This is a genomic window from Telluribacter sp., from assembly GCF_035998675.1.
Lineage (GTDB): Bacteria > Bacteroidota > Bacteroidia > Cytophagales > Spirosomataceae > Telluribacter.
On record NZ_DASYHI010000014.1, the window covers coordinates 196,934 to 222,640 of the forward strand.

A 25,707-nucleotide genomic window follows, 5' to 3' on the forward strand; every position below is an offset into this window, starting at 1 on the left:
ATTTCGGCATGAAACATACAGCAATCCTGTTCTTTGTAGTACTACTTGGCTGGCTGGGGTGCGGCGAAGCTGCTGCGCAGGGCCAGCAAAAGGCTATCATATTTACGGGGGTGGTAGTAGCGGGTTCAACTACCGAACGATTGCCGGGGGCGTATATTTTTATTCCCAAGGCGGGCAAAGGTACTCTTACCAGAAATGGAGGATACGATGCAGGTGCCTTTTCAATTCCGGTTTTTCCCGGTGATAGTATCGTCTTTAGCTACGTGGGTTTCAAGACACAGTACCATATAATTCCCCGAAACTACAACGCTGAAACCTACTCGGCCATCATTGCCATGCGCGAAGATGTCCAGATGCTGGCTGAGGTACGGGTGTATCCGTATGCGACCGAAGAAGATTTCAAGAAGGCTTTTCTGGAAATGAGGCTACCCGACCAGGCCGAGCGCGACGCGCTGGCCCGTAACACCGACCCTGACTATATAAACCGCATGGCGGCGCAGGTACCCAACAACGCCCAGACGAACTTCCGCCACACCATGGACCAGCAGATATTCGGGCGGGAGTCGGCCGCTAACAAAGGCTTTGCTACGACTTTCCCTTTCCTGAATCCCTTCGCCTGGGCTAATTTTATCAAGTCGGTACAAAATGGCGATCTGAAACAGAAAGACTGGCGCAAGGAATTAAACCAGACCCCCGCCGAAAACATGACGCGGCAGGATTTCATGCGAAAGAAGTAAAAGTAAAGCTTACTCTCTGTAGTGTAGTAGTTCCACCGTAGTGCCGTCAAATACCGCGTAGGTTTGCTGGGTTACCCATTCACCCAGGTTAATATAACGGCTCCGGGCGTTGACGCGCAGGTCCAGAGAAAGGTGCCGGTGCCCGAAAATATAGTAGTTGTGGTGCTGGATTTTCTCCATGGCCTGACAGTACTGAAACAGCCACTCCCGTTCTTCGCCCAAAAATACTTCTTCCCCTTTTTTATGGTTAGAAATCCGGCTTCTTTTCGACCAGCCCGTCGCCAGCCGGATACCAATGTCGGGGTGGAGCTGCCGGAAAGACCAGCGGGCCAGCGGATTTTCAAAAATTCTTTTCAACTGCTTATATACGTGGTCGCCGGGACCAAGGCCGTCGCCGTGCCCGACCAGCATGGACTGCTTCTCCCCCCGGGAATCCTCAATCTCGTACCGAATGGGGTGACGGTAAACTTCGGCCTGAAGTTCCACGGTGAGGTAATCCGACATCCACATATCGTGGTTGCCGGTAAAAATCACCAGCTTTATTCCCTCATCCGACAGTTCGGCCAGTTTGCCCAGGAGCCGGACGAAGCCTTTGGGTACAGCGTGTTTGTATTCAAACCAAAAGTCAAAAATATCTCCCACCAGAAATATAGTCTGCGCGTCGTGCCGGATGGACTCCAGCCAGCTTACAATCTTTTTCTCCCGCTGGCGGCTGGACTGCGCGTCGGGTACTCCCAAATGAAAATCCGACGAAAAATACAGGCGTTTCCCGGCTTGCAACCGGACCGACTGAGTGGGTAGGGAGGGTAGTTCCATGCTAATTTAAGCTCCAAAAGAGGCGCAAGTTACAACGTTCGGCTGAACTGTGGCAAGGGTAAAGCTGCAAATAGCTGAATACCGCGTGAAGTACCTGCTCAGGTAGTCAATCCTCCTGCCCTAAGCGAAGTTCTTTCCTGATTCCGGCCGCCTGGTCACAGATGGCATGTTCTTTGTTCGAGGCTAAGCGCATTGCAGACTTTCAGGGTTATTTTATCAGGATGATTACCAAAAAAGGCAGCCATATAGGGAGTGAAATAAGGGTGGCTCTCTTTGTTTTTCTGTTTTTTCAATCAACGTTCTCCTCGGGTCAGGTCCTGGTATGCGGTACGCCGGACCCTTCGGGAAAAGAAACGCTGGGCCGGGAGACCACGCTCCATTCGCTGAAAGACTCCCGGTCGGCCGAGTACCCGACGGCTGCGAATCCGGTTTTTCTTCCCATCCGGTTTCACGTTTTAAGAAGGAGTAACGGTACCGACGGCGCTACCACGAGCGACCTTAACAAGGTACTTTCCACCCTGAACTCTTCCTTTGCAACCAGCGGCATCCAGTTTTATATGGCCGGTAGTATCCCCGATTTTATTGACAATGATACCTACTTCGAGTTTGATTATTCAGAAGAAGCGGCCCTCTGTTCGCAACACGATTTACCCAATGCCATAAACCTGTATGTACCCGGTATCATCACCAACGGCGGCAGCTCCCTGACCGGCTACGGGTACTATCCCTCGACCAATGCCACCAGCAACCGTCTTTTTGTCCGTAAAGACCGACTGCTTGATAATAAAACCGTTGCCCACGAAATGGGACACTACTTCAATCTGCTGCATACTTTTTATAATAATTCAAATGCGATACTATCGGTTCGTGAGCTGGTGACGCGGGGAGAAGGGGCCAACTGCGCCGGAACGGGTGACCTGCTGTGCGACACGCCGGCCGATCCGTTTGAGCTGCCCAATACTACTACCACCGGTTGTACCTACACGGGTACCGCTACCGATGCCAACGGGCAGCTTTTTGCACCGTCGCTTTCTAATTTGATGTCGTACTACTATGCCTGCGGGAATGAATTTACGGCGGGCCAATACACCCGAATGGGTGATGGCCTGTTGCTGCGAACGAACCCCACCAATCAATACACGCTGGACTACGCAGCTTCGGCGGAGGAGGCTCCCGCCAACTTGCTGGCCAGCCTCACCGATAACGGGGTACTGCTCACGTTTTCGGATACCAGTTCAAATGAAAGTGGTTATATAATTGAACGGGCCACTGCTCCCGCTGGTCCCTACGTCTCCCTTACCGGCCTGGCCCCGGATGTTACTACGTTTTTAGATGCCGACCTCCGGTCCAATACCACCTACTACTACCGGGTAAGGGCTTCGAACAGCAGCCGGTACAGTACCCTTAGTTCGGTAGAGGTGGGTCGGCAGTACTGCCGGCCCTCGTATGCAACGGCTTGCTCGCCCGTCCTTATTGCCGACTTTATCCTGAGTGATGGCAGCGGTACACTTATCAACAATGTCAATACCGACTGTGGCAGCAGTAGCTACAGCGATCATACTGGTTTGAAGGCGGAGGTAAAGGCCGGAGAAAACTACGCTTTTACGGCCCGGGCCGTAGCGGGAGGTGCCGGAAGCTACTACCAGCAGCATCTGACTATCTGGGTTGATTTTAACCAGAACGGTACTTTTGACTCCGGCGAAATGGCTTATCAATCCACCGAAACGGCTCAGATGACGCCCACGGTTGCTGGTACGATGTCTATTCCAATGGATGCCTTCCCCGGTGAAACCCGCATGCGGGTCCGGTCGCAGTACCATACCTACGGTCCCGTAACCGACCCCTGCGCTCAACTGGCTTTCGGAGAAGCCGAAGACTACACCTTGAATATTACCAATGACAAGTTTCCCCTTCCGGCGCCGTTGCTTACGGCTACTTCCACCACTCTGTGCGAAGGAGAAAAAGCAGTCCTGACCGCCACCAGCTGCGCGGGTACCCTAACCTGGTCGCACGGGGCTACGGGTACTTCGGTAGAAGTGAGTCCGACTGTCACAACCAGCTATACCGCTACCTGTACCCAGGATGGCTGTACCGGGCCTGCCTCTGACTCCCTGATAATTACCGTTCTTCCCAAAATAAAAGCTACCCTGGGGACTGATGCTACTGTTCGCCGGGGGGATAGTACTTTGCTCACTATCAGCCGCCAGTCCGGTACTTTTCCCTGGGGCTTTACCCTCTCCGACGGCTCTGTCTATGAAAATCTACCGGATTCAATCTTTACTGTTTTTTTAAAGCCTACGGTCACTACTACCTACCACCTGACCCAGGTGCAGGACAAGACCTGTGGAGTAGGTGAGGGGAGCGGTACCGCCACAGTTACCGTAGTACAGCCCGTAAAAGTGGATGTTCAGGTAAAAGTATTTCTGGAGGGGCCCTACCGGTCTACAACCCAAACTATGACAACGGCCCTGAACCAGCGGGGGCTGCTACCGGGGCAGGTACCGCTTAACAGCTCGGCACCTCCCACGCCGGCCGGACAGCCCTACTATACCAGTCCCTGGAACTACCCAGGTACCGAGGCCGTATCAGTTTACCCCGCCGATGTGGTAGACTGGGTACTGGTATCACTGCGGTCACCGTCCCGCTCGGTTACGGAGGTGGTATACCGGGGGGCTGCCCTGCTGCACGCGAATGGTACCCTGAGCTTCCCGGGTTCGGCACCGGAGCTGTTTGAGCAAGAGGAGTATTATCTGGTAGTGGAGCACCGCAATCATCTGGGTGTGCTGTCAGAGCGGGCCATAAAAGTGGAGAAGGGGCAGCTTTCCTATGATTTTAGCCAGCAGGATTCTTTCACGGCGACCACGCCCCGCTCGGTCGGGCAGAAGAAAATTGGCACCCTATTTGCAATGCTCTCCTGCGATGGTAACCAGAAAACACCAAACCAGCACTACGATATTAACGTAAGCGATTTTAGTCTCTGGAAAGGTGCCAACGGGCTGTTTGACAGGTACCTGCCTACCGACTTTAACCTGGACGCTCAGGTGTCGGTAGCGGATAAAGTACTCTGGAACCGGAATAACGGCAAATTTTCCATGATTGGCAGACAGTAACTTTCTGAAGCAACCAGGATATACAACCACCCTACGTAGTATGACATATCCAATTTCTTATGTATTTAAAATCAATAAAGCGGGACTCCTGGTGCTGTTTATGCTGCTGACGTCAGCGGCCCTGGCTCAGAACGGGCGCTTTGATTTGCGCCTGCGGCAGACTTCTGCCGACTGTGCTGACCGTACGGTAACTTTTGCGCTGGAAATCAGGGCTTCCCACCCCGACAGTACCTTTACCATTGCTTCTGCCAATCTTCGTTTTTCGTATCCGGCGGCGGTACTTACCAATCCTGAACTTACCACCCAGGATAACTACGCAAGTGGAAACTACGGTCTTCAGCAACTGGTGAATCAGGATGGTATCGTTACCCTGAACATTAACTACATTGGCCCGATTGCGCATCCCGATACCATCAATGTTGACACTACCTGGCGTTCGGTGTCGCACGTAACTTTTGAGGTACCCGAAGCTTCCACGGGCTGTTATACCCTTACCTGGCAGTCTACGGCCTTTCCAGGCCTGGAAGTATACCAGCTGACCGGCGACCCGAATGGGGAGGAGCTGGTAACGCAGGGAACTATGACCTCCAGTACAGGCTGTGCCTTTCCAAAGCCTACGGCTACCATTAGCGGTACTCAAAACATTTTGGAAAAGGAACCGGCACTTCTGAAGCTTGAATTTACGGGAAGCGCGCCTTACAGTGTAACCCTATCGAATGGATTGACCTATACAAGTAGTAGCAATTTACAAATGATTGAAGTGTATCCTACTGGTTCTACTTCCTATACTATTTCGAGCATAAAAGACATTTGTGCGGTCGGAACGTCCAGCGGGAGTGCTACCGTTTGGGTTAAGGAGCCCGAGCCGGAATGCAAGGTTTTGTGCGTACCTATCAGTTATAAAATTGTCCGTAATTAAAGATTCTTCTCAATACTGTAAAATAAAACCTCCGGCCGTTGGGCCGGAGGTTTTATTTTAACCCTGAAGAAAGTACCTACTCCGCAACGGCCCGCTCGGCCAGTACCTCCGACAGGGGCCGCAGGTTGGCTGGTATTTCCTCCTCCGTCGAATCGCCGCCGTAGGGGAACACATCCAGGATGGTAGTCAGGTTCAGGTCGGTGGTTTCGTAGGGGATAAGCATGGTACGCAGGCTGTCGGTAATGCGTTCCAGGGCCTGAGTAATGTCCTCGGCATTGACGAGCATGTAGTTGACTACCTTCTTTTCCTTGCCGCTTTTTTCGTCTACCGAGTAGTATACGACTTTGGCCTTAAACCACTTTTCGCCTTCTTCGTAGGTAAACAAATCGGCCAGACGCATGCGGGTAATGCTGCTGACGGTAAAGTCCGAAGCCCCGGTTACGATTTGTTTGTAAAGCCGGGCTTCGGCTTCGGTGTACGAAAGGGCATCAACCAGATAAGTCTCGTTGGTTGTTTTTAATTTTCCACTCTCTTCTTCCTTTTGGTATCTGATTTTTCCTAAGTACCAGCTTGCCATGGTGTATGGTTTTAAACGTTGAACTTTTTGAACGGGCTGGCAAAGGTAACGTCCCGAACGACGGCTTGCAACGGTACTTCCCTAACTTGTGGGTATAAAAAATGCATCGTTCCCAGGAACGATGCATTACTGAATGATAGTACTCTGACACTCACCCCACTGGGCTGCGGCCGACTAAGAAGCTTTTGACTTTTTAACTTTCTTACCTCGGTTTTCGCCCCATTCTTCGGCTTTGGCCGTAGCAATGGCTATGGCCCGGCCTTCTTCGTAGCCATCATCAAGCAGCGCATTGGCAATTTCAATGGCTTTATTTCGCACGGGGGCCATCAGGTTCTTCATGGATGGCGGATAGTTATCTTTTGACCACGGCATAGGTATAGAATTTTAATGTATGTTTGTTGGTTAACCAAATAAATAACTGTGCCAGCTGTACCGGATGGTAACCTGACTTTAAACCTGAACAGCGATGCTGCATCTAACCGGCAGACTATTTAAATATTAAAACCTGACATGAAGAAAATAACCTTTGGAATTGTAGCACTTCTGGTGGCGTTGGTGTTCAGCCAGTGCAGTGTAAGCAGACAGATCAAGGAAGCCAAAGCCCTGGCCGATTGTAAATATAACATTACGTCCGCCGACAGTATTTATCTGGCCGGAATTGACGTGCGGGAGTTTAGGGCTATTCGCAACCCGAGTGATGTGGATCTGGCCCGTTTTCCCCGCCTGGGGGTAGCGCTGCTGCGGAGAGATGTACCCCTGAACCTACGGCTCAATCTCAGCATAATGAACCCTACCAACCGGGTAGCGGCCGTTAACCAGTTAGAATATAAAATACTGCTGGCCGATACGGAATTATTCAACGGTTTACTGAATCGCCGGATTGAGGTAGCCCCCGACTCCGGTAGAACAATAGTACCCGTCAGCCTGAATACCAATGCCTACGAACTAATTTCAAACCCCCAGACCCGGGCGGATTTTATGGCAATGCTGGAAGCGCTTTCGGGTAAAGCCGACGCCAAACCGACCGTACTTACCATTCAGGTAAGGCCCACGCTGTCGGTAGGAGACAAGCAGGTCGATTACCCGGGGTACATTACCATCAAACAGGAAGTAACAAGTAAGACTTTTCTGGGGTACTAACCGTACCGGAAGTTTTCAGTCGGTCAGGTGGAGTATACCTTCGTTGAGGAATTCTACCTGGCCGACTACATGTAGCCCTCTTACCTGCGGGCTTTGGTCCTGAATAGTAACGGTATGGCCGGGACTGACAAGTACTTTTTCGGTACCGGAAGGAAGGCAGTGGCAGGACCAGGTAGAGGAAGTACTCCAGTTGCCTGACTGCACACTTTCGGTTTCATTGGTTTTTATCCGGTATATTTTACCTTCAAAAAAAGTGGCTACGTAAAGTTCTCCCGCCTGATCTTCCCCAAAAGCAACCGGATTTGAAAATTGTACACCGTGGTCAATTGTAGTAATTGTCTGGTCCGGGTTTCGGTAAATACTGCTTATTTTCCCGGAAGCATGGTCTGTAAACAGGTACCAGCCGTAAAGTGAGGGGTACCTTTGCCCCCGGTAAACAGATCCACCTATTACCGAAGCTGGTTGATTTCCGTTATTGTTAAAACCCGGGTACTCAAACATCGGCTCCGTGAAGCTAATATCCGTTGGACAATTGTTGTAGGGATGAGTACCCTCGTAGCAACTCCAGCCATAGTTAATTCCCCCCGCAGCTCCGGCTGGCGTAAAGTCAATTTCCTCCCATCCATCCTGACCGTTATCTCCGAGCCACAAATCTCCCGTTTGTTTATCAAAGCTAATCCGCCAGGGGTTCCGCAGACCCAAAGCCCATATTTCGTCCGGAATGTTATTTCCATCACTGATATAGGGATTGGTGGGCGGTATGGAATAAGGAGTACCCTGGTCAATATCAAGTCGAAGTATTTTGCCTTTCAGGGATTGAAGGTTCTGGGCTACACCTTCGGGGTCTCCAACGTCGCCACGTCCACCGGCTTCTCCGTCGCCCGTAGGAATATACAAGTACCCATCAGCTCCGAACGCAATATTCCCAGCCCGATGCCCACCCTGGTAGGGTACCGTAATTATGATCTGCTCACTGGCCGGATTAGAAAAGTCCGGATTTTCGGCATCCCTTTGAAAGCGGGAAACTACAAAATTGCCGTCCTTCTGAATGTATTTGACAAAAAAGTAGCCATTGGATGCATAGTCAGGATGAAAAGCCAACCCAAATAGTCCATCCCAGGAAGTGTCCCTTACTTTGTGGCTTATGTCCAGCAGGGGCAAGGGGAGAAGAGCTCCGGCGGGAGAAATAATTCTGATTTTTCCTCCGACCTCTCCTACGTATAGTCTGCCGTCATGGGTCGAGGCAATATCGGTTGGTCGGGTCAGGCCACTGGCGTACTCTTGTACCTGCACAACCGCTGGTTGTGCCATAACCGGGCTGCCCAATAAAATAATCAGTAAAAAGGTGTGGGAAAAGTGCTTCAAGATAATAGTGTGGGTTAGGTAGAGTGTTCAGGTGGAAAGATACTAAAACGGTCGCTTTTTACTTCATGCCCAATAAAAAAAGCCAGCGAATCCTATTCGCTGGCTTTTGGGTAGTACTGGCAAAATAATTAATGGTTCCCTTTTAATTTCCCGGTGTAGGTTTCCTTGAATTTATTGAACCGGGGTACGGACACCTGCTGCACGTACGGGTTATTTGGGTTGTGCTCAATGTAGTCCTGGTGGTAGCCCTCGGCCCGATAAAAGGTATTCAGAGGTTTTAGTTCGGTTACAATTTTTCCATTAAAGCGCTCCTGGTTCATGGTGGCTGTAACGCGCTCGGCTGTTTGTTTTTCTTCGGGAGTACCGTAAAATAGAATAGAGCGGTACGATGACCCCCGGTCAGGTCCCTGACGGTTGGGTGTAGTAGGGTCGTGGGAGAGGTAGAAAATCTTTGTCAGTTCTTCGTAGCTAACCGCTTCCGGATTGTAGTACACCAGTACGGTTTCGGCGTGGCCGGTAGTTTCGGTATTGACCAGGTCGTAAGTAGGATTAGGCGCGGTACCTCCGGCGTAGCCCGAAATTACGGAATCAACGCCGACGACGACTTCAAATATCTCTTCAGTACACCAAAAACAACCCGAAGCAAAGGCCGCGACGGCTTTATTCTCGGGAGCGGTGAGTTGTACCTGACGCACCGCGCTGGTATCACTGGGCCCGTTGGTATTTCTGGACGTATTGCAGGCGGAAAAAAGTACTGCCAAAGTAAGCAGGCAAAAAGGAATAACTTTATTTTTCATGGAAATCTCTTTCTGGTTTTAGTATTCAACAGCGGGTGAGGTTTTTATGTTCGTTTCCAATTATTTACGTTGAAGAGCTGCGATTCAGACTTACTTTTAGGAATTAAAAGTAAAAGAGCAGGGTAAGTTGTGGTAAAAATCGTCTTTTTTGTTGTAATTGTCCCTACTTAAAAGAAGCACCCCTTTCTGTGACACCAGTCTACTCTGTTTCTCTGCGTATGCCCAAGTCAGCTGGAAGCGATCCCCTTCCCATGGGTACACAATCCCGAATCAATCAACTTTCCATATTTTTTACTACACAATGAATAGAAGAGAAGCTGTTCAGAGAATTGCGCTGCTGATGGGTGGAGCGCTTTCGGCTCCGGTTATGGCGGGTGTCATGGGCGAAAAGCTCAACCACGGGCCCAGCCTGGCGGTTTCGGCCGAGCAGGAAGCCCTGCTGGCCGAAGTAGCCGATATTATTATTCCCACTACCAAAACCCCCGGGGCCAAAGCAGCCGGCGCGGAGAAATTTATCGTGCGGGTTATGCGGGACTGCTATCCGCTGAAAGACCAGGAAACATTTTATAGTGGCCTGACCAGGTTAAACTCTGACAGCAAAACTAAATTCGGGAAAAGCTTTGAGGAACTGACCCTTGCCCAGAAAAATGAGATGGTGAAGCAAACCACCACCAGCGACACGGCCTTTTTCCGTCGCATGAAGGAGCTAACCGTTACGGGCTACTTTACTTCTGAAATTGGTGCTACCCAGGCCCTGGAGTACCTGCCCATTCCGGGCCGGTTTGAGCCCTGCATTCCCCTGAAACCCGGACAGAAAGCCTGGGCGCTCGGTTAAAAATATTTCTATCTAGCAGTAGCACGGTTTCAAACCGTGCTACTGCTCACCTTCTATTCGTGAAACTTTAATTTTTTTACCTGGAAAATGGCTAATCTGAATATAGATGCTGTAAAAGATATGACCTACGACGCTATCGTCGTCGGGTCGGGGGTGTCGGGGGGCTGGGCCGCCAAAGAGCTGACCGAGAAAGGTCTGAAAGTACTGATGCTCGAGAGAGGTCGGCAGCTCGAACACGTAACGGGCTATGAAAATGCCCTGAAAGCGCCCTGGGAACTGAAATACAACGGGAAAATTACTGAGGAGCAAAAGGAAACCCACCCTAAGCTCTCGCGCGATTACCCTTATAACGAAATGACCGAGAAGTACTGGATGAAAGACGCCGACTCTCTCTATAAAGAAACCAAACGCTTTGACTGGTTCCGGCCCAATATCGTGGGAGGGAAGTCAATCATGTGGGGACGCCAGTCGTACCGGTTAAGTGACATTGATTTTGAGGCCAACGCCAAGGAGGGCATCGCCGTTGACTGGCCCATTCGCTACAAGGATATTGCGCCCTGGTACTCCTACGTCGAAAAACACGTGGGTATTTCGGGGGAAAAACTGGGACTACCCCAGTTGCCCGACAGCGAGTTTCTGCCGCCCATGGAGATGTTCTGCGTGGAGAAAGAAGTACGCAAGCGGATTGAGAAGAACTTCCCCGGTCGGGTCATGACCATCGGGCGGGTAGCTAACCTGTCGGCGGCCGGTAAGGCTCAGATGGGCATCGGGCGGTCGTCTTGTCAGTACCGCAACCAGTGTGCGCTGGGCTGCCCCTACGGTGCCTATTTCAGTACGCAGTCGTGTACACTGCCACCGGCCGCCAAAACCGGCCGCCTGACGCTCCGTCCTGACTCGGTAGTGACTAATCTGATTTGCAACAAAGAAACCCAGAAAGCTACGGGTGTACGGGTGGTAGATGCCGTCACTATGGATGTGCGCGAGTATCAGGCCAAAATTATCTTTGTGTGCGCCAGTGCGCTGGGCTCTACGGCGCTGCTGCTCAACTCTACCTCAGAGCGCTTTCCCAATGGCTTCGGTAACGACTCGGGGCAGCTGGGGCATAACCTGATGGACCACCACTTCCGTATCGGGGCGAGTGGCGAATGGGAAGGTGACCTGGACAAGTACTACTACGGCCGCCGGGCCAACGGTATATACATTCCCCGCTACCGCAATATCGGCAACGATAAGCGCGACTACCTCCGGGGCTTTGGGTACCAGGGCCGTGGTGCCCGCGAAAACTGGCAACGCGGCATCGCTGAATTGAGCTTTGGTGCCGACTTCAAAGAGGAAATGACTACTCCCGGCAACTGGCAGATGGGTATCGGCGGATTTGGTGAAACCCTGCCTTATTACGAGAATAAAATGTCCCTCGACAAAAGCGAAAAAGACAAGTGGGGCGTGCCGCTGGTGGTGTTTGACGCCGAGCTACGGGAGAACGAAATAAAAATGAGGGAGGACATGAAGAACGACGCCGCCGAAATGCTGGAAAAGTCAGGACTGAAAAACGTGAAGGCCTACGACCGAGGCTCCTACCTGGGTATGGCTATTCACGAGATGGGTACCGCCCGCATGGGACGCGACCCTAAAACCTCGGTGCTGAACGGCAACAACCAGGTACACGCCGCCAAAAACGTATTCGTGACCGACGGCGCCTGTATGACCTCCGCTTCCTGCGTTAATCCTTCGTTGACCTACATGGCCCTGACTGCCCGCGCGGCCGACTTTGCCGTAAAGGAGTTGAACAAAAAGAATATTTAGATTTATCTGATTGTCAATAAAAAAGGCTGCTTCGTCGCGAAGCAGCCTTTTTTGTTATGGTCTGGTTAGTCAGAACTCCCGTTTTTATGCATTGCCTGAAAAAAAAGCTTATCGAAGTTCAATAAGCTTTTCTGACTTAACCAATCAATCTTCTTTGAAAGAAGAAGTCTTAGATGTCTTTGAATTATATATTAGTAATTGACTATACGGTTAACTACTAAGCAGTTGTGCCGGTTACGATTTTTACGTCTACGGTAAATTTGTCCTCGATCAGCTTGTCTCCCAGGTTTTCAAAAAATGAACCTGAGCGGTACTGCAGACCAAACTTAGTACGGTCCACATCAAACTTTGCCTCCGCACTTACATTACCCTTAGCGTCTATTTTAACTTTAGCCGGGAAGGTCACGCTCTGCTTCACACCTTTGATGGTCAGGTCGCCGGTCAGGTCGTAGTTTTCGCCTCCTTTGGGTACTGCTTTGGTAATTTTGAAGTTAGAAGTAGGGAATTTCTCTACGTCAAAAAAATCAGCTGATTTCAGGTGGGTTACCAGGCGCTGGTTGGGGGCGTTGGTACCATCGGTATTAGTCAGGGTATTCATTTCAATTACAAAATCACCACCGGTCAGTTTACCCTTGTCTACGGTCAGGGTACCGTCCTGGATACCAATAGTACCAAAGTGCTCACCCGTTACTTTTTTGGCAAGCCAGTTGAAGGTACTTGCTTTGGTGTTGACTTTCACCGGAGTTGGTTTGGCTATGGCGGCCGTAAGACTGGCGACGAATAGCAGGGCAAGTAAGAAGTTTGTCTTTTTCATTGGAACAATGGATTGATTTGGGTTATATAAAGGTTAAAATTTACAATACAGGTACTAAGTAGCTGGCAATTAATTCATTCCTTCGCCACCGCCCGACTTAACGTCATCGTTACGCACTCCTTTGGTTTTCTTTTTCTCAACGAAGCTCATTTTGCCAATCTTGTAGCTGAAGGTCAGCTTTACGTTCTGGTTGTAAATATAGTTGGTGCTTTGCTGGTTAAACAGGGGTGAATTCAGCGAGCTTACTATACGCATACCGCCAAAGAAGTTTTCCGCGGCAAGTCCCAGGCTTCCTTTCTTGTTGGGGAAGTCTTTGCGGAAGCCCAGCGAGTACATACCCATGCCTCTCTGGTAGCCCTGCAGCTGTACGCGGTTACCGCGGTAGCCACCAAAAGCCTGAAGTCCCCAGCCGTGTGGCAGTTGTAACTGCGACTGCACGCGTCCGCCAATCACAAAACCGGAGTTACTTACCGTTTCAGAAATACCACGCAGATTCTGCTGCATTCCTTCCAGGTAGTTGTAGTACAGGTCCACACCTCCATTAAGGGTCCACTTGGGAGTAAGGTACACGTTTCCAAATACGTTGGCACCCGTAGCCTGCTCCCGTCCTATGTTTTCCCAGGTGGTAATAATTGCACCGGGCAGGGTATCCGATGGCATAGCCAGGCGGGTGATACCATTGTTGGTAGAGCGGCTGAACAGCGATATGTTCAGGTAGGTTTTCTTGAAACTGGTACTTAGGCTTAGTTCAACATTGTCGGTGAGTTCGGGCCGCAGGTACGGATTTCCTATGTTGATATTCTGGGGGTTAGCCGCGTTAAAGTTAGGGTTCAGCTGCTGTAGGCCCGGACGCTGGATGCGGCGGTTGTAAGCCAGCTTCAGGGTAGAGCTCTTGCTTAACGCTTTCGAAATATTCACACTGGGTACCAGGTTAGAGTAGGCCGGAATGGTAATGGTACTGTTCTGGTCGTAAGCGTCAATGGAGGTATATTCGTAGCGTGAGCCCAGCTTAAACGTATATTTATTTGACGTAGTAAACATGTAAGACAGGTACCCTGCCGCAATATTCTGATTGTAATTCAGCAAGCCCGCCGGACTTCTGACATCCGAAGCAAACAAGCCGGTTGGGCCCGCTACCTGGTACCTGAAGTCGCTGTTAACTTCCCGGAGAATACCTTTCACGCCAAACTCAATCTGCTGGTTTTTACCGATGGGGTTTACGTAGTCAGTTTGTACAGTAAGCTCGCTGTTGGTATTGTTGTTGAGGTTTTTCTGACGGCTGGTCAGGCTGCCGGACTCACTCAGAATATCGGCGTCGAAGTTGTTGGTCAGGGTACTGGTGCTGTACAGCGTAGACACCGACCACTCCTGGCCCGGCTTAAAGGTTCGGATGTAATCCATGTTGATATCGACGGTATTGGACAAGTCACGGGTATCGACGTTACGGTAGAGAGTGGAGCTGAGCAGGTTATCGCGGAATAAATTGGTGGTGTAATCCTGGCTGCGGACGAAGTTGCGGGTACCAAAGTTTACACCGGCGGTCAGCGACTGGTTCTTGGCCAGGTCATAATCAAAGCCCAGGTTATAGCGTCCGAAGAGGCCGTTGTCGAAGGCATCGGCGCTCTGGCGGGTCAGGATGGTACTACCATTCTGGATGGTACTCTGGTCCAGTTCAATGCGTGCCTTGTTATAAAAAGCGCGTCCGAAGCCACCCAGCGTTACGCCCAGCTTGCCCTGACGGAAGCTACCGTTAAGGCCCAGGTTAGAACCCCGCAGACCAATTCCTGTATCAACGTTCAGCGTCAGCCCCTGCAGCGTTGATTTCTTGGTAATAATATTGATAATACCGCCCGAACCTTCGGCGTCGTACTTGGCCGAGGGGGAGGTAATTACTTCCACGGATTTAATCAGTTCAGCCGGAATCATCTTTAAGGCGTCGGCAATGCTGCTGGCTACAATGGTAGAAGGCTTGTTGTTGATCAGCACCCGGATATTGGCACTACCCCGTAGGCTCACGTTACCATCCAGGTCAACCGACAGCATAGGTACCTTCCGCAGAATGTCAGAGGCGTCACCTCCCTGCGAAGTCAGGTCCTTCTCCGCGTTATACACCAGGCGGTCTACTTTTTCTTCGATCAGCGATTTCTCCCCGGTTACGTTGACGGCATCCAGCAGTACGGTGTTTTCCGACAGCTTGATAACGCCCAGGTCCAGGTCCTTGCCTTTCTCAATTTTGATATTGTCAATAAGCTTTTCGTTGTACCCAATAAAGGTAATCAGGATGCGGTACTCTCCTTCGGCGATCCGGTTCATGGAGAATTTACCTTTCTCATCCGCTACGGTACCATCAATGGGTTTTTTGGTGGTTTTATCAATGAGCGCAATGGTAGCGTATTCGACCGCTTTGGTTACGGCTGAGTCAACTACAAAACCGGTTATTTTGGAGTTACCACGCGGGGCATTAGACTCAAGGCTGAAAGTAGGAGCGTCTCCGCCGGGGCGGCTGCGGCCATTGCCGTCTCCTGAGGGACGACCACCAGGACCGCCACCCGGGAACTGCGCCATGGCCACGGTACCGGCCAGGAGGAAAAAGAAGGTAAGGTGTAAGGAATTTTTCATGGTACTAATTGCTCTGGGAAATAAGTGACAGTAATAGATGGCTAACCGATTCTTAAAATAGTACCACAAAGCAAAAGCATTAATCTGACATAGATTTAGGAAATAGACCATTTGCCCGTTTTTCTCGACAGTCCCCCTTATTTATGTCCTTTTTTGGGTATGGGCCCGAAAAGGCCGGGTTGTAGGTTAAAAAAGGCGAAGCGTCGAAAAAAGCGGGTGAAAGGACCACAATGGCACTAAATGTTCGTAGTTTTCCTACTCTATCCGGACCCGGAGGGCGTAAGGGAACACTCCTGACTTTGATTTTCCTGCTATGCAAAATATTATCCAGCGAAAGCGAATCTTCTTCCTGCACCTTTCATTCTGGTGTTTGTATTTCTCCTTTTTCTTCTATCAAATCACCGGTGGGCGGCACGGCGGAGAAACCAATATGGGGCTGGCATTCTGGGATGCCAGCACGCATGTAGTACTCATGGCGCTCATTGCTTACCTCAATTACTTTTTCTTCCTGCCCCGGTTTCTGGTACATAAGAATTTAGGAAGGTACCTGCTGGAATTTCTGGTCCCTTTTGGGCTGATTGTCGTGGCCCACATCTGGCTCAAGCGTACCATCTATGCAGAAATGATCAGCAATTCCAGGATGGGCTTCCTGTACAGCGAACGCTTTATCATTCAGCATGTACTTACCACCTTATTTATTGTGATTTTTGTGGGAATGCTCAAGTTCGCCGAAGACTGGTTTGAGCTGGAAGCCCGGAAAAAAGAAACTGAAAATGAGCGTCTCAACGCCGAACTCCGGTTTCTGAAGGCTCAGATTAACCCCCACTTCCTGTTCAATACGCTCAATAACCTGTACTTCCTGGCCTTTACCAATTCGCCCAATACCACTACGGTCATCGAGAAGCTGTCGCAGATGATGCGGTACATGATCTATGACTCCAACCACGCCAAAGTACCTTTGAACAAAGAGATTGAGTACATGAAAAATTACATAAGTCTGGAAGAACTGCGGCTTAATAATAAGATTCCGATCAAGTTTGAGGTAGTTGGTAATACAGACCAGTTTCTGATAGTACCTTTTATATTTGTTACCTTTCTGGAAAATGCCTTTAAGCACGGGGTTAGTAACAACTTTGAAGGCGCCTGGGTAAGCGTGAGCATAGCCGTGCAGGGAAAGGAATGTACTTATACCGTCGAAAACAGCAAGTTGCCCGAGCGTGAAATGGAGCCCGGCGAGAAGTCGGGCATAGGCTTGCAGAATGTAATGCGGCGGCTGGAGCTAAGCTACCCGGGGGCTTATAAACTGGAAACCAAAGACGAGGCAGATCGTTATTTTGTTCAATTACAGCTCAGCCTGCTATGACCTATACCTGTGTAATCGTAGAAGACGAACCGCTGGCCCGCAGCCTGCTGGAACAGTACGTGGCCAAGGTACCTTATCTGCATTTGGTCAATTCTTTTTCAAATCCGATGGCTGCGCTCGAATTCCTTCGGAATCAGGCGGTGGATATTCTTTTTTCGGATATTCAAATGCCCGAAATAACGGGTATTACCCTGCTGAAAATATTACAAAAAAAACCGCTGGTTATTCTCACCACCGCCTACTCGGAGTACGCCCTGGAAGGCTACGAACTGGATGTTGCCGACTACCTGCTGAAACCTATTTCGTTTGAGCGTTTTCTGAAGTCGGTCGAGAAAGTATCCCAGCGACTTGCCAGTTCGCAACCCACTGACCCGGCGGAAAAGCCGGGTGGAGCAAAAGTACCTGAGGCCACCCAGAGTTTTATTTTTGTGAAAGACGGTACCCGGCTGGTGAAGGTACGTCTGGATGAGATTACCTACATCGAAGGTTTAAAAGACTACGTGGCCCTTCATACCCGCCATAAAAAGATAGTAACGCTGCAAACCATGAAATCGCTGGAAACGCAGCTGCCCGTCAACCGGTTTATCCGGATCCATAATTCCTATATAGTAGCCTTTGAAGCCATAGAAACCATTGACCGGGAAAAGGTACAGATTGGCCTGGTGTACCTGCCCATCAGCGATACCTACCGTAAGTCATTCCGGGAATTTATTGAACGAAATCAGATAGGGGAGTAGACACAAAAAAAGCGCGGGATAATTTTCCCGCGCCCGTCGTATACTTAGTACCATAAGTACCTTAGCGAAGCTGATAAGCCGTCACGTTATTCTTCATGAAAGTAGGTACATAAATAATCTTTTTGGCGGGATCATACCCAATGTCCGCCGAGTTGATTTTGTCGCCACGGGTATCCAGCAGCGTTTCTTTGGAACCGTCGGCTTTTACGTGGTACACGATTCCCGACCAGCAGGATACAATATACTCACCCGGCTTTATCTCCTCTATTCCATCGGTACTGGCATCCATGCCTTCGGCCAGGGTGGTAACATTCTTCTTCGCGTCCAGCTTGACCAGCTTTCCACCAATCGCCATGAGCAGACCATCATTTACGGCCAGTACGCCATTTGGATTGGCTGAGGTTTCGTAGTAGGTACTAGCTTCGCCTCCTTTGATAAGGTGAATTTTGCCGGTTTCCATGTCCGTCACGTATACCTCACCTTTTTTATTGGCCGAGACATCGTTCAGGTGCTTGGCCCCTTCAATGGCAATTTTTTGTTCTATTTTGCCCGACTTCCGGTCTATAACTACCACCTCGTCTACGTCGGCGGCATAAAGCCGGTTGCCTACTATACCCATACCCTTGGGAGCATGCAGGCCGGTCACCCAGGTATTGCTGATTATTTTTCCATCCAGACCTACTTTGGCTATTCCCCCCTGACCGTCCTTATCCCAGGGTTTGCCGTCAATCAGCGATACGTACAGTACTTTATCATCGGGGCTGTATAGTACCGATTCGGGTATGGGCAGGTTGGCTTCGCTGGTCCAGAGTTTAGTAACTGATGGTTGTTGAGCCTGAGCCAGGGTGGCACACAACATAGCGGCCAGCATGGTACCTATTAGTTTTTTTGTTTTCATAGTGAATGCTATTAGTGGCTGTTAATTAGTAATTCTGTAGTACAAAAGTACAGAGACCTTGCCGTTTTACTGAAAAAGGTAGTTGTAAAGAATTATCTTAACCCTCTCGCCCCTGATAGTCAGACTTTACAGACTTGGGGACAGAGGATTAGACAGAAAGGCCACAAACATATACGGAGCCCCCTGTGGAGGCTCCGTATATGTTTGTGGTGGTTATATGTACAGGTACCAGTTTTCAAATTCAGGCAATCTTCATGCGGTTGTTCAGTAGCTCTACCTTAAAGTTTACCTTTGCATCAAGCGCATGGAAGACTTTCAGAATAGTATCAATCGTTACGTTGGTAGTGTTATTCTCGAGACGGGAAATTTGGGCCTTTTTTACCCCTACCAGTTCCCCCAACTGCTCCTGGGTGAGATTTCTTTCTTTACGCGCTGCCTTAATCATGTCTCCAATCAACTCCAACTTGAGCTCAAACTCGTACTTGTCACGCTGCGGTGTTCCTTTGGTACCAATAAGTTTATCCTCAGCTTCACTTAGGGAATATCGTTTCATACCTATTTCTCTTTAAAATAAATCTCCCGAATACGTTCGGCTTTTTCAATTTCCTTTTTGTCAACCTTGCTGGTTTTCTTGACAAAACCATGCGTGGCGAGTACAAGCGTTTTTTTGTGATCGGTTTTGTCCCAGAAAGCAAGAAATCTATACTGCAGCCCTGCATAAAGCGTCCTGAACTCCCAGATTTCGCTCGTCAGCTTTTTGAACAATTTCGGGTCGTTTTGGAACTGTGCTCTCCTAATGTTCAATAGTATTTTCTCACGGTGTTTCAATTCAAGTAATTCAAGATACTTGAAAGCCTCCTCCAACAACTCAACCTCAAATTTTTGTTGCATCAGATCCTTGCCATCTATACTTCCAAAGATAAGAAAAGTTTCTTTATATGTAAACTTATTTCGCTTATAGCTATGAGAGCATCTGTCTGAAGGTGAAGCCGTGTTTTATAGATAGAGGGTATTTACAATTGAATACTTTCTGGCCTCCTAGGGTAGCAGCCTGAAACAAATACGGAGCCCCCTTAGGAAGCTCCGTACGCTGAGTAGGTAGGTATCTGCCCTTATTTCTTAGAGATCTTGTACAGTCTTCCCTGGTCGGTTACGGCGTATAGGGCACCGTCTTTTCCCTGGGTTACGTCGCGGAAGCGTTGCATCTGATCAGCCAGCAGCCGCTCTTCGCCTATCACGCGGTTGTTGTCAAGTACCAGTCGTGCAATATGCATACCGCTCAGGGAACCAATGAAAAGGTTGTTTTTCCACTCGGGTATCTGGTTGCCGGTGTAGAAGGTCATACCGCTGGGCGACACCGATGGGTCCCAATAGTACACGGGCTGCTCGAGGCCTGGCTTCTGCTGGGTGTTTTCACCTACTTTTTTACCGCTATATTCGATACCATAGGTAATGGTGGGCCAGCCGTAGTTTTTGCCGGCCTCGATCCGGTTTAGCTCATCTCCGCCGCGCGGACCAAATTCATTCTCCCACAGGTCGCCGGTAACGGGGTGGAAAGCCAGTCCCTGCACGTTACGGTGGCCATACGAGTACAACTCAGGACGGGCGTCATCCTTTTTCATAAAGGGGTTACCGGCTACGGGCTTGCCGTCGGTAGTAATCCGAATTACCTTACCCAGGCCCGACTCCAGCGACTGCGCCTGAGGGCGGGTAGCCAGGTCAGAGCGCTCACCGGTACTTACAATCAGGTTGCCCTGTTTGTCAAAAAGGATACGTCCGCCGTAGTGGAGGTTACCCTTGTAGTAGGGTGTAGCGCGGTAGATTACCGTAGCGTTTTCAATCTTTTGATCATCAGCCGAAAGTTTTCCTTTGGCTACGGCCGTAAGGTTGCCCTCTTCCGTAGGCTCGGAGAAAGTCCAGTATACCATGCGGTTGCTGCTGAAGTTAGGATCGACCGTAATACCGAGTAGTCCGCCCTGGCCTTTGTGGTGTACTTCGGGCAGGCCCGTGATGGGTTCGCTCAGCTTGCCATCCTGTGTTACAATGCGCAGGTTACCTGCCTTTTCGGTCAGGATGAGGCGACCGTCCGGCATACTCGTAATAGCCCAGGGAAATTTGAGTTCCTCGGTCAGTACCTTCCCTTCGTAGGGAGTAGTGGTTTTTATACCGGCTACCCGAGTCTGGCCTTTAAAGGCGGGCGTGTTATTAGGCGAGTTGGCCTCCTTGGTTTCAACGGGGGGCTGGTTGCCAGCCTTAGCGGAGGCGGAGCCATTCTGAGCGAAAGTAAAAGTACAGGCACTCAAAGCCAGCGCGGCGGCTGTAGTGTACAGTGAAATAGATTTTGTCATGGTTTCTGGGGTTATCAGGCTTCCTAATAAAGTTGTAAATATAAGTACTTAGGCGGCGATTGTCTACTATACCCCCTCAACCGACCTCTTCCCAGACAGGATGGCCCTAATTTCGGTCAGTTCCTGCTCCGTAAACTGCAGGTTCTGCAGGCACTGCAGCGAATCGGTGATCTGCTGCGGCTTGCTTACGCCGAGTATGACAGAGGTAATCCGCGGGTCTTTCAGCACCCACGACAGGGCCATCTGCGCCAGGTTTTGTCCGCGCCGGGCGGCTACTTCGTTAAGTCTGATGGCCTTGTCTACTTTTTCTTCTGTAATCTGCCCTTCTTCAATGGCTCCATTGCCCCGGTGGGTAGCCGCGCGGGAGTCGGTCGGTATGCCCTTCAGGTACTTGTTGGTCAGCAGGCCCTGCTCGAGGGAAGAAAACGGAATGCAGCCTACACCTTTCTGTTCCAGTACATCCAGTAGTCCATCTTCTACCCAGCGGTCAAACATCGAGTACCGGGGCTGGTGAATGAGGCAGGGGGTACCTAACTGCTTCAGCAGGTCCACGGCCTTAGCCGTTTCAGCGGGCTGGTAGCTGCTGATACCTACATACAAGGCCTTGCCCTGGCGTACGATATGGTCCAGAGCGGTCATGGTTTCTTCCAGCGGCGTGTGCGGGTCGGGGCGGTGGTGGTAGTAGATATCCACGTAATCCAGTCCCATCCGCTTCAGGCTCTGATCCAGACTAGCCACCAGGTACTTGCGCGACCCCCAATTGCCATAGGGGCCTTCCCACATGGGCCAGCCCGCCTTGGTAGAAATCACCAGCTCATCGCGGTACCTCTGGAAATCGTCTTTGTAAATCCGGCCGAAGACTTCCTCGGCGGAGCCCGGCGGTGGACCGTAGTTGTTGGCCAGGTCAAAGTGGGTGATACCCTTGTCAAAGGCCAGCCGCAGCATGGCGCGGGCGTTCTCAAGGCTGTCTATATGGCCAAAGTTATGCCAGAGACCCAGCGACAGGGCCGGTAGCATCAAGCCACTGTTTCCGCAGCGCCGGTAGGTCATATCCTGGTAGCGTTGCGGAGAAGGTAAGTACGTCATGAGTAACTATGGGTTTGGTAGGGTGTAAAAAAGCAGCGTCGTCCGGTACTCCATAGGGCACTGCTGCACAAAGGTCCGAAAAGGGGAGATCACCACGCATTGAACCAGGACAAGAAATGGCTGTTCCCTATATTCGGAAGTTGTTTCTACACGTAAGTAGCTGAACCCCCATTGGCAGCAGGATGTTTCAGAATATTCATTTCTACTTTGCCTCCTGTCTGGGCATCACCCCCGAGAGTAAGCTCCGTAAGTAGCCGGTGAGTAAGGAAGGGGAGTAGGGGAGACTAGGTACTATTTTACAGCTTACTTGCAGCTAACGTGTCAGGTTCATCGGGAGAAGTTAAGTCTACAATTTATCAGGCCTGCCAAACCAGTAATTAGTCTATTTTCAGGTACTTCCGCCAGTTATGTTGTTCTTGGAATCCCAGAACTTCACGGATTTTACGATTTGAAAATAAGGCTTCGTGTTCTTCCAGGTCACGGGTAATAGGTACACCCGGGAAAAACTGTTCAGCCAATTCCTTGCTGGGGATAATGGCACCGTTGTGATCGTTTCCGGCATTGAAGATCTGAAAGCCAAGGCCATCTTTTTTCAGACACAGATCCACAATCTGTCCCAGGTCACGCGCATCAATATAGCAGAACGCATTTCGGCGGCGCACTTCGGGGTTTTTGAAATAATGCGGAAACAGCTCGGCGTATTCGTGCGGCTCAATCACATTTCCGATACGAAGGGCATACATATCAAAGCCTGACCGTCGCTGGAAGCTGCGCGCCGTTTGCTCATTCACCACCTTCGATAATCCATAGCTATCCATGGGATCAACATCATAATCCTCCTCCAAAGGCAGCGCCTTAGGGTCGGTTTTGCCGTCTGAAAAACAGATACCGTAGGTAGTCTCCGACGACGCAATAATAATCTTTTTAATGCCAAGCTTAACCGCCGCTTCAATCACATTGTAGGTACCTATAGTGTTGACCCGAAACGTTTCATTATCCGGTTTGATCAGGATCCGGGGCTCAGCCGCAAAATGTACTACAGCATCAAATCGGGGTACGCCATTACCCGGTTCCAACTCATCTAATCCGGCATACGAACTCATGGCGTTAAACATTTGTCCGGAATCCGTAATATCAGCGATCAGATTATCCACCCCCGGGTAGTCCAAAGGTACCTGATCTACATTCATCACTCTATGTCCCTGGTCGAGCAGGTAAGGTATCACGTGCTTTCCTGCTTTTCCCGATCCCCCCGTAAATAGTATTCGCATTTTAGTCATGTATTGTCCTTTTTGATAAAGATTTTATTTTTATCAGCAAAGAAACTGTTTGCTGTCAATTCCATGTCAGTCCTTTACACAATTAATGGTCACAAAGGCAGGAATAATGGCATCCTATATTCCTTAACAAAAAAACCGTTTAGGAAGCTTTGTCCTAAACGGTTCTCAAGATTATAATGAATGCTTCGGGGCAAGTTCAACGGCCTGGCGCAATGCTTCAACCAAACTCATTTCGTCTGCCTTGCCTGTGCCGGCAATATCAAATGCTGTACCATGGTCCACGCTCGTACGGATGATTGGCAAGCCAACGGTAATATTAACGCCTGACTCCAACCCCAGAACCTTAATTGGGGCATGTCCCTGGTCATGGTACATCGCCACAACAATATCAAAATCACCTCGTCTGGCCCGGAAGAACAATGTATCAGCTGGAAGCGGCCCCTGAACATCGATGCCTTGAGCCACCGCTTTTTTTACGGCAGGGATGACCTTTTCTTCTTCCTCCCCGTAGCCGAACAGGCCGTTTTCGCCAGCATGCGGATTAATACCGCAGACCGCTATCTTTGGATTTGTAATGCCGGCTTTCGATAACGTATCATGCGCCAATTGGATAACGTGGAAAACACGTTCCGGATTAATCATATTAACTGCATCGATTATGCCGACATGAGTGGTAACATGAATAACTTTCAAGTCTGGCGCAGATAGCATCATCGAGTAATCTTTCGTGCCGGTTAATTCTGCCAGAATTTCAGTATGCCCCGGATACATATGCCCGCCCTTTTGCAACGCTTCTTTGTTTAAGGGGGCTGTGCAAATAGCGTCTATTTCTTTTGCGTTCGCCAGGCTGATAGCTTTCGCCAGGTATTGGAATGCGGCATTGCCGGCTTCGGCTGATACCTGGCCGATTGGAAGATCAGCCGACAGTAAATCTAAATTTAGGCAATCAATTGCTTCTTTTTCAAAATTTGCTTCAGCAGGATTTGTGATGCGGCGAATCTCTTTCGTACTGCCGGTAAATCCCTTCGCGCGTTCCAAAATCAGCGCGTCGCCAATGACGAATGACCGGCTCGTTTCATGAACAAGGTCGTGTTCAAAGCTTTTTAAAATAATTTCAGGGCCGACACCGGCAGCGTCTCCCATTGTAATTCCAATAACTGGTTTATATGCTCCCATGCAATCCTGCTCCTATTAAATAATCGACGGCATTGGCCAGAGAATTTTTGTTTCCAAATCCCCCTGCTTTTGTAATCGCTACTAAATCTCTATTATTATAATGTACTATTCCCAAAGGTACCCCGGATTCCACTTCAAAGCAGAGCTCCATGTCCCAAATGCCCAGCACGTTGCAAATAGCCTTGGCAGTGTCGCCGCCCGTCATGAGGAGGGCGTCGAATGCTGCTAACTTTAAAGCAGATGCCACCAGCTGTCCCAGGCCTTGTGAAATTCTTTTGCCAGTTTGAAGGACCGGCGAGTTGTTTTCCCTGGCCCAATTACTCACTTTATCCCGGTTTATTTGTGAACCACTAACATAAATAACTGCGCTGTCCCATTGGCCGGAATCGGCCAAAGTTGCTACTTCCCGCCCGGCCTGTACCGGATCTTTTAACAACTCTACCGGATCTATTTGGAACATTCTTGTTGCCGGTCTGGCTTGCAATACTTCTAATTGTTCTTGCGTTTTACCCGATAAACTGCCGGAAACCACTAATATTTTGCCAATGGGTTGCAAGCAGAAATCTGCTTGCTCGGCACGGACCAAACCAGAATACAAATAGTTGATCATTCCCGCCGAACCTGCCCATCCGACGGAAAGAGTTAAGTTTGTCCCAATTTGTGCGAGCATTGCGAAATCTTCGACTTTCACTACGTCGCAAATAATCCAATTTACGCCCGACTTTACTTGTTCAAGTACCCAACATTCCGGATTGGCTGCATGCAAAATGTTACGACTTAAAACAGCCGTTTGGGTGCTTTCAGAAGCGAGTAAATCTGGGATATAGCTGTGGAGGACGGGTGTTTTTGGGTCTTCTGCAAATTCGGTTTCCGTCACCGGAATGCCGTTGACGTATAACTTTCCTCCCTCTACAGTCCGCCCCATATCTGGAAATGCAGGCGTGATAAATAGTACTTCAACCGCTGCCGCATCCTGCATGGCTTTCAATTCAGTAGCTACATTTCCGCGAAGCGTGGAATCGATTTTTTTATAGAAGGACGTGACACCCAATTTTTTCAACCTTTCAATGGCCTGATGCACTACCTGATAAGCATCTCTTGCCTCCATAGCCCGACTATCGGTATCTACAATCCACACGTCAATATCCGGATCCACGGCAATAGCATGATCAGCGGGATCCGCTAGAAGCACTCGTGATTTAAGGCCTTTTTGCGCCAGCCGAACCCCGCTATCGTTTGCACCGGTAAAATCATCAGCAATAATGCCGACCCTGATTGCCATGCTCT

General features: G+C 49.9%; 23 protein-coding genes. 8 read left to right on the forward strand and 15 right to left on the reverse strand.

Annotated elements, in window-relative coordinates; genetic code table 11:
- Positions 1-8: 8 nt before the first annotated feature.
- On the forward strand, positions 9-737 hold the full coding sequence (locus VGN67_RS07565; RefSeq protein WP_327486189.1) for a carboxypeptidase-like regulatory domain-containing protein: 729 nt from the start codon (positions 9-11) through the stop codon (positions 735-737).
- Between the two features lie 9 nt (positions 738-746).
- On the opposite strand, the gene VGN67_RS07570 is transcribed toward VGN67_RS07565, so the two are convergent.
- A complete protein-coding gene (locus VGN67_RS07570) occupies positions 747-1,553 on the reverse strand; it encodes a UDP-2,3-diacylglucosamine diphosphatase (RefSeq protein WP_327486190.1) in 807 nt (268 codons plus the stop codon).
- A 161-nt stretch (positions 1,554-1,714) separates the two neighbouring features.
- Between VGN67_RS07570 and VGN67_RS07575 the strand changes: the two genes are divergently transcribed.
- Together VGN67_RS07575 and VGN67_RS07580 are read left to right on the forward strand one after the other, a co-directional pair.
- Positions 1,715-4,663, forward strand: coding sequence for a GEVED domain-containing protein (locus VGN67_RS07575; protein WP_327486191.1), 2,949 nt, complete (start codon positions 1,715-1,717; stop codon positions 4,661-4,663).
- 40 nt (positions 4,664-4,703) lie between these two features.
- Positions 4,704-5,582, forward strand: coding sequence for a hypothetical protein (locus VGN67_RS07580; protein WP_327486192.1), 879 nt, complete (start codon positions 4,704-4,706; stop codon positions 5,580-5,582).
- Between the two features lie 76 nt (positions 5,583-5,658).
- Here the strand turns inward: VGN67_RS07580 and VGN67_RS07585 are convergent, their stop codons facing one another.
- The gene (locus tag VGN67_RS07585) at positions 5,659-6,159 is read right to left on the reverse strand and encodes a DUF4494 domain-containing protein (protein WP_327486193.1); all 501 of its coding nucleotides are present in this window, start codon (positions 6,157-6,159) and stop codon (positions 5,659-5,661) included.
- Positions 6,160-6,333: 174 nt separating this feature from the next.
- Positions 6,334-6,531 (reverse strand): DUF2188 domain-containing protein, encoded by a 198-nt coding sequence (locus VGN67_RS07590; RefSeq protein WP_327486194.1) that lies wholly within the window; start codon positions 6,529-6,531, stop codon positions 6,334-6,336.
- A 138-nt stretch (positions 6,532-6,669) separates the two neighbouring features.
- Here VGN67_RS07590 and VGN67_RS07595 point away from each other — a divergent pair, with 138 nt between their 5' ends.
- Positions 6,670-7,299 carry a hypothetical protein gene (locus tag VGN67_RS07595; protein ID WP_327486195.1) on the forward strand — a complete coding sequence of 210 codons (630 nt, stop codon included), beginning with the start codon at positions 6,670-6,672 and terminating at the stop codon, positions 7,297-7,299.
- Positions 7,300-7,314: 15 nt separating this feature from the next.
- Here the strand turns inward: VGN67_RS07595 and VGN67_RS07600 are convergent, their stop codons facing one another.
- Together VGN67_RS07600 and msrA are read right to left on the reverse strand one after the other, a co-directional pair.
- A complete protein-coding gene (locus VGN67_RS07600) occupies positions 7,315-8,610 on the reverse strand; it encodes a PQQ-dependent sugar dehydrogenase (protein WP_327486196.1) in 1,296 nt (431 codons plus the stop codon).
- 182 nt (positions 8,611-8,792) lie between these two features.
- A complete protein-coding gene (gene msrA, locus VGN67_RS07605; protein ID WP_327486197.1) occupies positions 8,793-9,461 on the reverse strand; it encodes a peptide-methionine (S)-S-oxide reductase MsrA in 669 nt (222 codons plus the stop codon).
- Between the two features lie 301 nt (positions 9,462-9,762).
- Here msrA and VGN67_RS07610 point away from each other — a divergent pair, with 301 nt between their 5' ends.
- Entirely contained in the window at positions 9,763-10,296 is a 534-nt protein-coding gene (locus tag VGN67_RS07610) for a gluconate 2-dehydrogenase subunit 3 family protein (protein ID WP_327486198.1), read from the forward strand.
- Between the two features lie 87 nt (positions 10,297-10,383).
- Positions 10,384-12,099: a GMC family oxidoreductase gene (locus VGN67_RS07615; protein ID WP_327486199.1), complete on the forward strand. Its 1,716-nt coding sequence runs from the start codon at positions 10,384-10,386 to the stop codon at positions 12,097-12,099.
- Between the two features lie 217 nt (positions 12,100-12,316).
- Here the strand turns inward: VGN67_RS07615 and VGN67_RS07620 are convergent, their stop codons facing one another.
- On the reverse strand, positions 12,317-12,913 hold the full coding sequence (locus VGN67_RS07620) for a YceI family protein (RefSeq protein WP_327486200.1): 597 nt from the start codon (positions 12,911-12,913) through the stop codon (positions 12,317-12,319).
- 69 nt (positions 12,914-12,982) lie between these two features.
- Entirely contained in the window at positions 12,983-15,532 is a 2,550-nt protein-coding gene (locus VGN67_RS07625; RefSeq protein ID WP_327486201.1) for a TonB-dependent receptor domain-containing protein, read from the reverse strand.
- Positions 15,533-15,845: 313 nt separating this feature from the next.
- Between VGN67_RS07625 and VGN67_RS07630 the strand changes: the two genes are divergently transcribed.
- Both VGN67_RS07630 and VGN67_RS07635 read left to right on the forward strand, forming a co-directional pair.
- A complete protein-coding gene (locus VGN67_RS07630) occupies positions 15,846-16,895 on the forward strand; it encodes a sensor histidine kinase (protein ID WP_327486202.1) in 1,050 nt (349 codons plus the stop codon).
- Positions 16,892-17,632 carry a LytTR family DNA-binding domain-containing protein gene (locus tag VGN67_RS07635; RefSeq protein ID WP_327486203.1) on the forward strand — a complete coding sequence of 247 codons (741 nt, stop codon included), beginning with the start codon at positions 16,892-16,894 and terminating at the stop codon, positions 17,630-17,632. Before VGN67_RS07630 ends, VGN67_RS07635 begins: the two co-directional genes overlap by 4 nt.
- A 61-nt stretch (positions 17,633-17,693) precedes the next feature.
- On the opposite strand, the gene VGN67_RS07640 is transcribed toward VGN67_RS07635, so the two are convergent.
- The 8 genes from VGN67_RS07640 to VGN67_RS07675 form a co-directional block, all read right to left on the reverse strand.
- A complete protein-coding gene (locus VGN67_RS07640; protein WP_327486204.1) occupies positions 17,694-18,530 on the reverse strand; it encodes an ATP/GTP-binding protein in 837 nt (278 codons plus the stop codon).
- Positions 18,531-18,771: 241 nt separating this feature from the next.
- Positions 18,772-19,083 (reverse strand): helix-turn-helix transcriptional regulator, encoded by a 312-nt coding sequence (locus VGN67_RS07645; protein WP_327486205.1) that lies wholly within the window; start codon positions 19,081-19,083, stop codon positions 18,772-18,774.
- A 2-nt stretch (positions 19,084-19,085) separates the two neighbouring features.
- Positions 19,086-19,421, reverse strand: a complete 336-nt coding sequence (locus tag VGN67_RS07650; RefSeq protein WP_327486206.1) for a type II toxin-antitoxin system RelE/ParE family toxin — start codon at positions 19,419-19,421, stop codon at positions 19,086-19,088.
- Between the two features lie 221 nt (positions 19,422-19,642).
- Positions 19,643-20,878: a PQQ-dependent sugar dehydrogenase gene (locus VGN67_RS07655; protein WP_327486207.1), complete on the reverse strand. Its 1,236-nt coding sequence runs from the start codon at positions 20,876-20,878 to the stop codon at positions 19,643-19,645.
- 66 nt (positions 20,879-20,944) lie between these two features.
- On the reverse strand, positions 20,945-21,964 hold the full coding sequence (gene mgrA / locus VGN67_RS07660) for an L-glyceraldehyde 3-phosphate reductase (protein ID WP_327486208.1): 1,020 nt from the start codon (positions 21,962-21,964) through the stop codon (positions 20,945-20,947).
- Between the two features lie 377 nt (positions 21,965-22,341).
- Positions 22,342-23,244, reverse strand: coding sequence for an NAD(P)-dependent oxidoreductase (locus VGN67_RS07665; protein ID WP_327486209.1), 903 nt, complete (start codon positions 23,242-23,244; stop codon positions 22,342-22,344).
- A 171-nt stretch (positions 23,245-23,415) separates the two neighbouring features.
- The gene (pdxA, locus tag VGN67_RS07670; protein ID WP_327486210.1) at positions 23,416-24,420 is read right to left on the reverse strand and encodes a 4-hydroxythreonine-4-phosphate dehydrogenase PdxA; all 1,005 of its coding nucleotides are present in this window, start codon (positions 24,418-24,420) and stop codon (positions 23,416-23,418) included.
- On the reverse strand, positions 24,407-25,702 hold the full coding sequence (locus VGN67_RS07675) for a four-carbon acid sugar kinase family protein (protein ID WP_327486211.1): 1,296 nt from the start codon (positions 25,700-25,702) through the stop codon (positions 24,407-24,409). Before VGN67_RS07675 ends, pdxA begins: the two co-directional genes overlap by 14 nt.
- Positions 25,703-25,707 lie beyond the last annotated feature (5 nt).

Coding starts and splice junctions, on each gene's coding strand:
- VGN67_RS07585 (WP_327486193.1), bottom strand. CDS start 6,159: ATGGCAAGCTGGTACTTAGGAAAAATCAGATACCAAAAGGAAGAAGAG.
- VGN67_RS07600 (WP_327486196.1), bottom strand. CDS start 8,610: ATGGCACAACCAGCGGTTGTGCAGGTACAAGAGTACGCCAGTGGCCTG.
- mgrA (WP_327486208.1), bottom strand. CDS start 21,964: ATGACGTACTTACCTTCTCCGCAACGCTACCAGGATATGACCTACCGG.
- msrA (WP_327486197.1), bottom strand. CDS start 9,461: ATGAAAAATAAAGTTATTCCTTTTTGCCTGCTTACTTTGGCAGTACTT.
- VGN67_RS07675 (WP_327486211.1), bottom strand. CDS start 25,702: ATGGCAATCAGGGTCGGCATTATTGCTGATGATTTTACCGGTGCAAAC.
- VGN67_RS07630 (WP_327486202.1), top strand. CDS start 15,846: ATGCAAAATATTATCCAGCGAAAGCGAATCTTCTTCCTGCACCTTTCA.
- VGN67_RS07570 (WP_327486190.1), bottom strand. CDS start 1,553: ATGGAACTACCCTCCCTACCCACTCAGTCGGTCCGGTTGCAAGCCGGG.
- VGN67_RS07590 (WP_327486194.1), bottom strand. CDS start 6,531: ATGCCGTGGTCAAAAGATAACTATCCGCCATCCATGAAGAACCTGATG.
- VGN67_RS07595 (WP_327486195.1), top strand. CDS start 6,670: ATGAAGAAAATAACCTTTGGAATTGTAGCACTTCTGGTGGCGTTGGTG.
- VGN67_RS07610 (WP_327486198.1), top strand. CDS start 9,763: ATGAATAGAAGAGAAGCTGTTCAGAGAATTGCGCTGCTGATGGGTGGA.
- VGN67_RS07615 (WP_327486199.1), top strand. CDS start 10,384: ATGGCTAATCTGAATATAGATGCTGTAAAAGATATGACCTACGACGCT.
- VGN67_RS07640 (WP_327486204.1), bottom strand. CDS start 18,530: ATGAAAACAAAAAAACTAATAGGTACCATGCTGGCCGCTATGTTGTGT.
- VGN67_RS07665 (WP_327486209.1), bottom strand. CDS start 23,244: ATGACTAAAATGCGAATACTATTTACGGGGGGATCGGGAAAAGCAGGA.
- VGN67_RS07575 (WP_327486191.1), top strand. CDS start 1,715: ATGGCATGTTCTTTGTTCGAGGCTAAGCGCATTGCAGACTTTCAGGGT.
- VGN67_RS07655 (WP_327486207.1), bottom strand. CDS start 20,878: ATGACAAAATCTATTTCACTGTACACTACAGCCGCCGCGCTGGCTTTG.
- pdxA (WP_327486210.1), bottom strand. CDS start 24,420: ATGGGAGCATATAAACCAGTTATTGGAATTACAATGGGAGACGCTGCC.
- VGN67_RS07565 (WP_327486189.1), top strand. CDS start 9: ATGAAACATACAGCAATCCTGTTCTTTGTAGTACTACTTGGCTGGCTG.
- VGN67_RS07620 (WP_327486200.1), bottom strand. CDS start 12,913: ATGAAAAAGACAAACTTCTTACTTGCCCTGCTATTCGTCGCCAGTCTT.
- VGN67_RS07650 (WP_327486206.1), bottom strand. CDS start 19,421: ATGCAACAAAAATTTGAGGTTGAGTTGTTGGAGGAGGCTTTCAAGTAT.
- VGN67_RS07580 (WP_327486192.1), top strand. CDS start 4,704: ATGACATATCCAATTTCTTATGTATTTAAAATCAATAAAGCGGGACTC.
- VGN67_RS07645 (WP_327486205.1), bottom strand. CDS start 19,083: ATGAAACGATATTCCCTAAGTGAAGCTGAGGATAAACTTATTGGTACC.
- VGN67_RS07635 (WP_327486203.1), top strand. CDS start 16,892: ATGACCTATACCTGTGTAATCGTAGAAGACGAACCGCTGGCCCGCAGC.
- VGN67_RS07625 (WP_327486201.1), bottom strand. CDS start 15,532: ATGAAAAATTCCTTACACCTTACCTTCTTTTTCCTCCTGGCCGGTACC.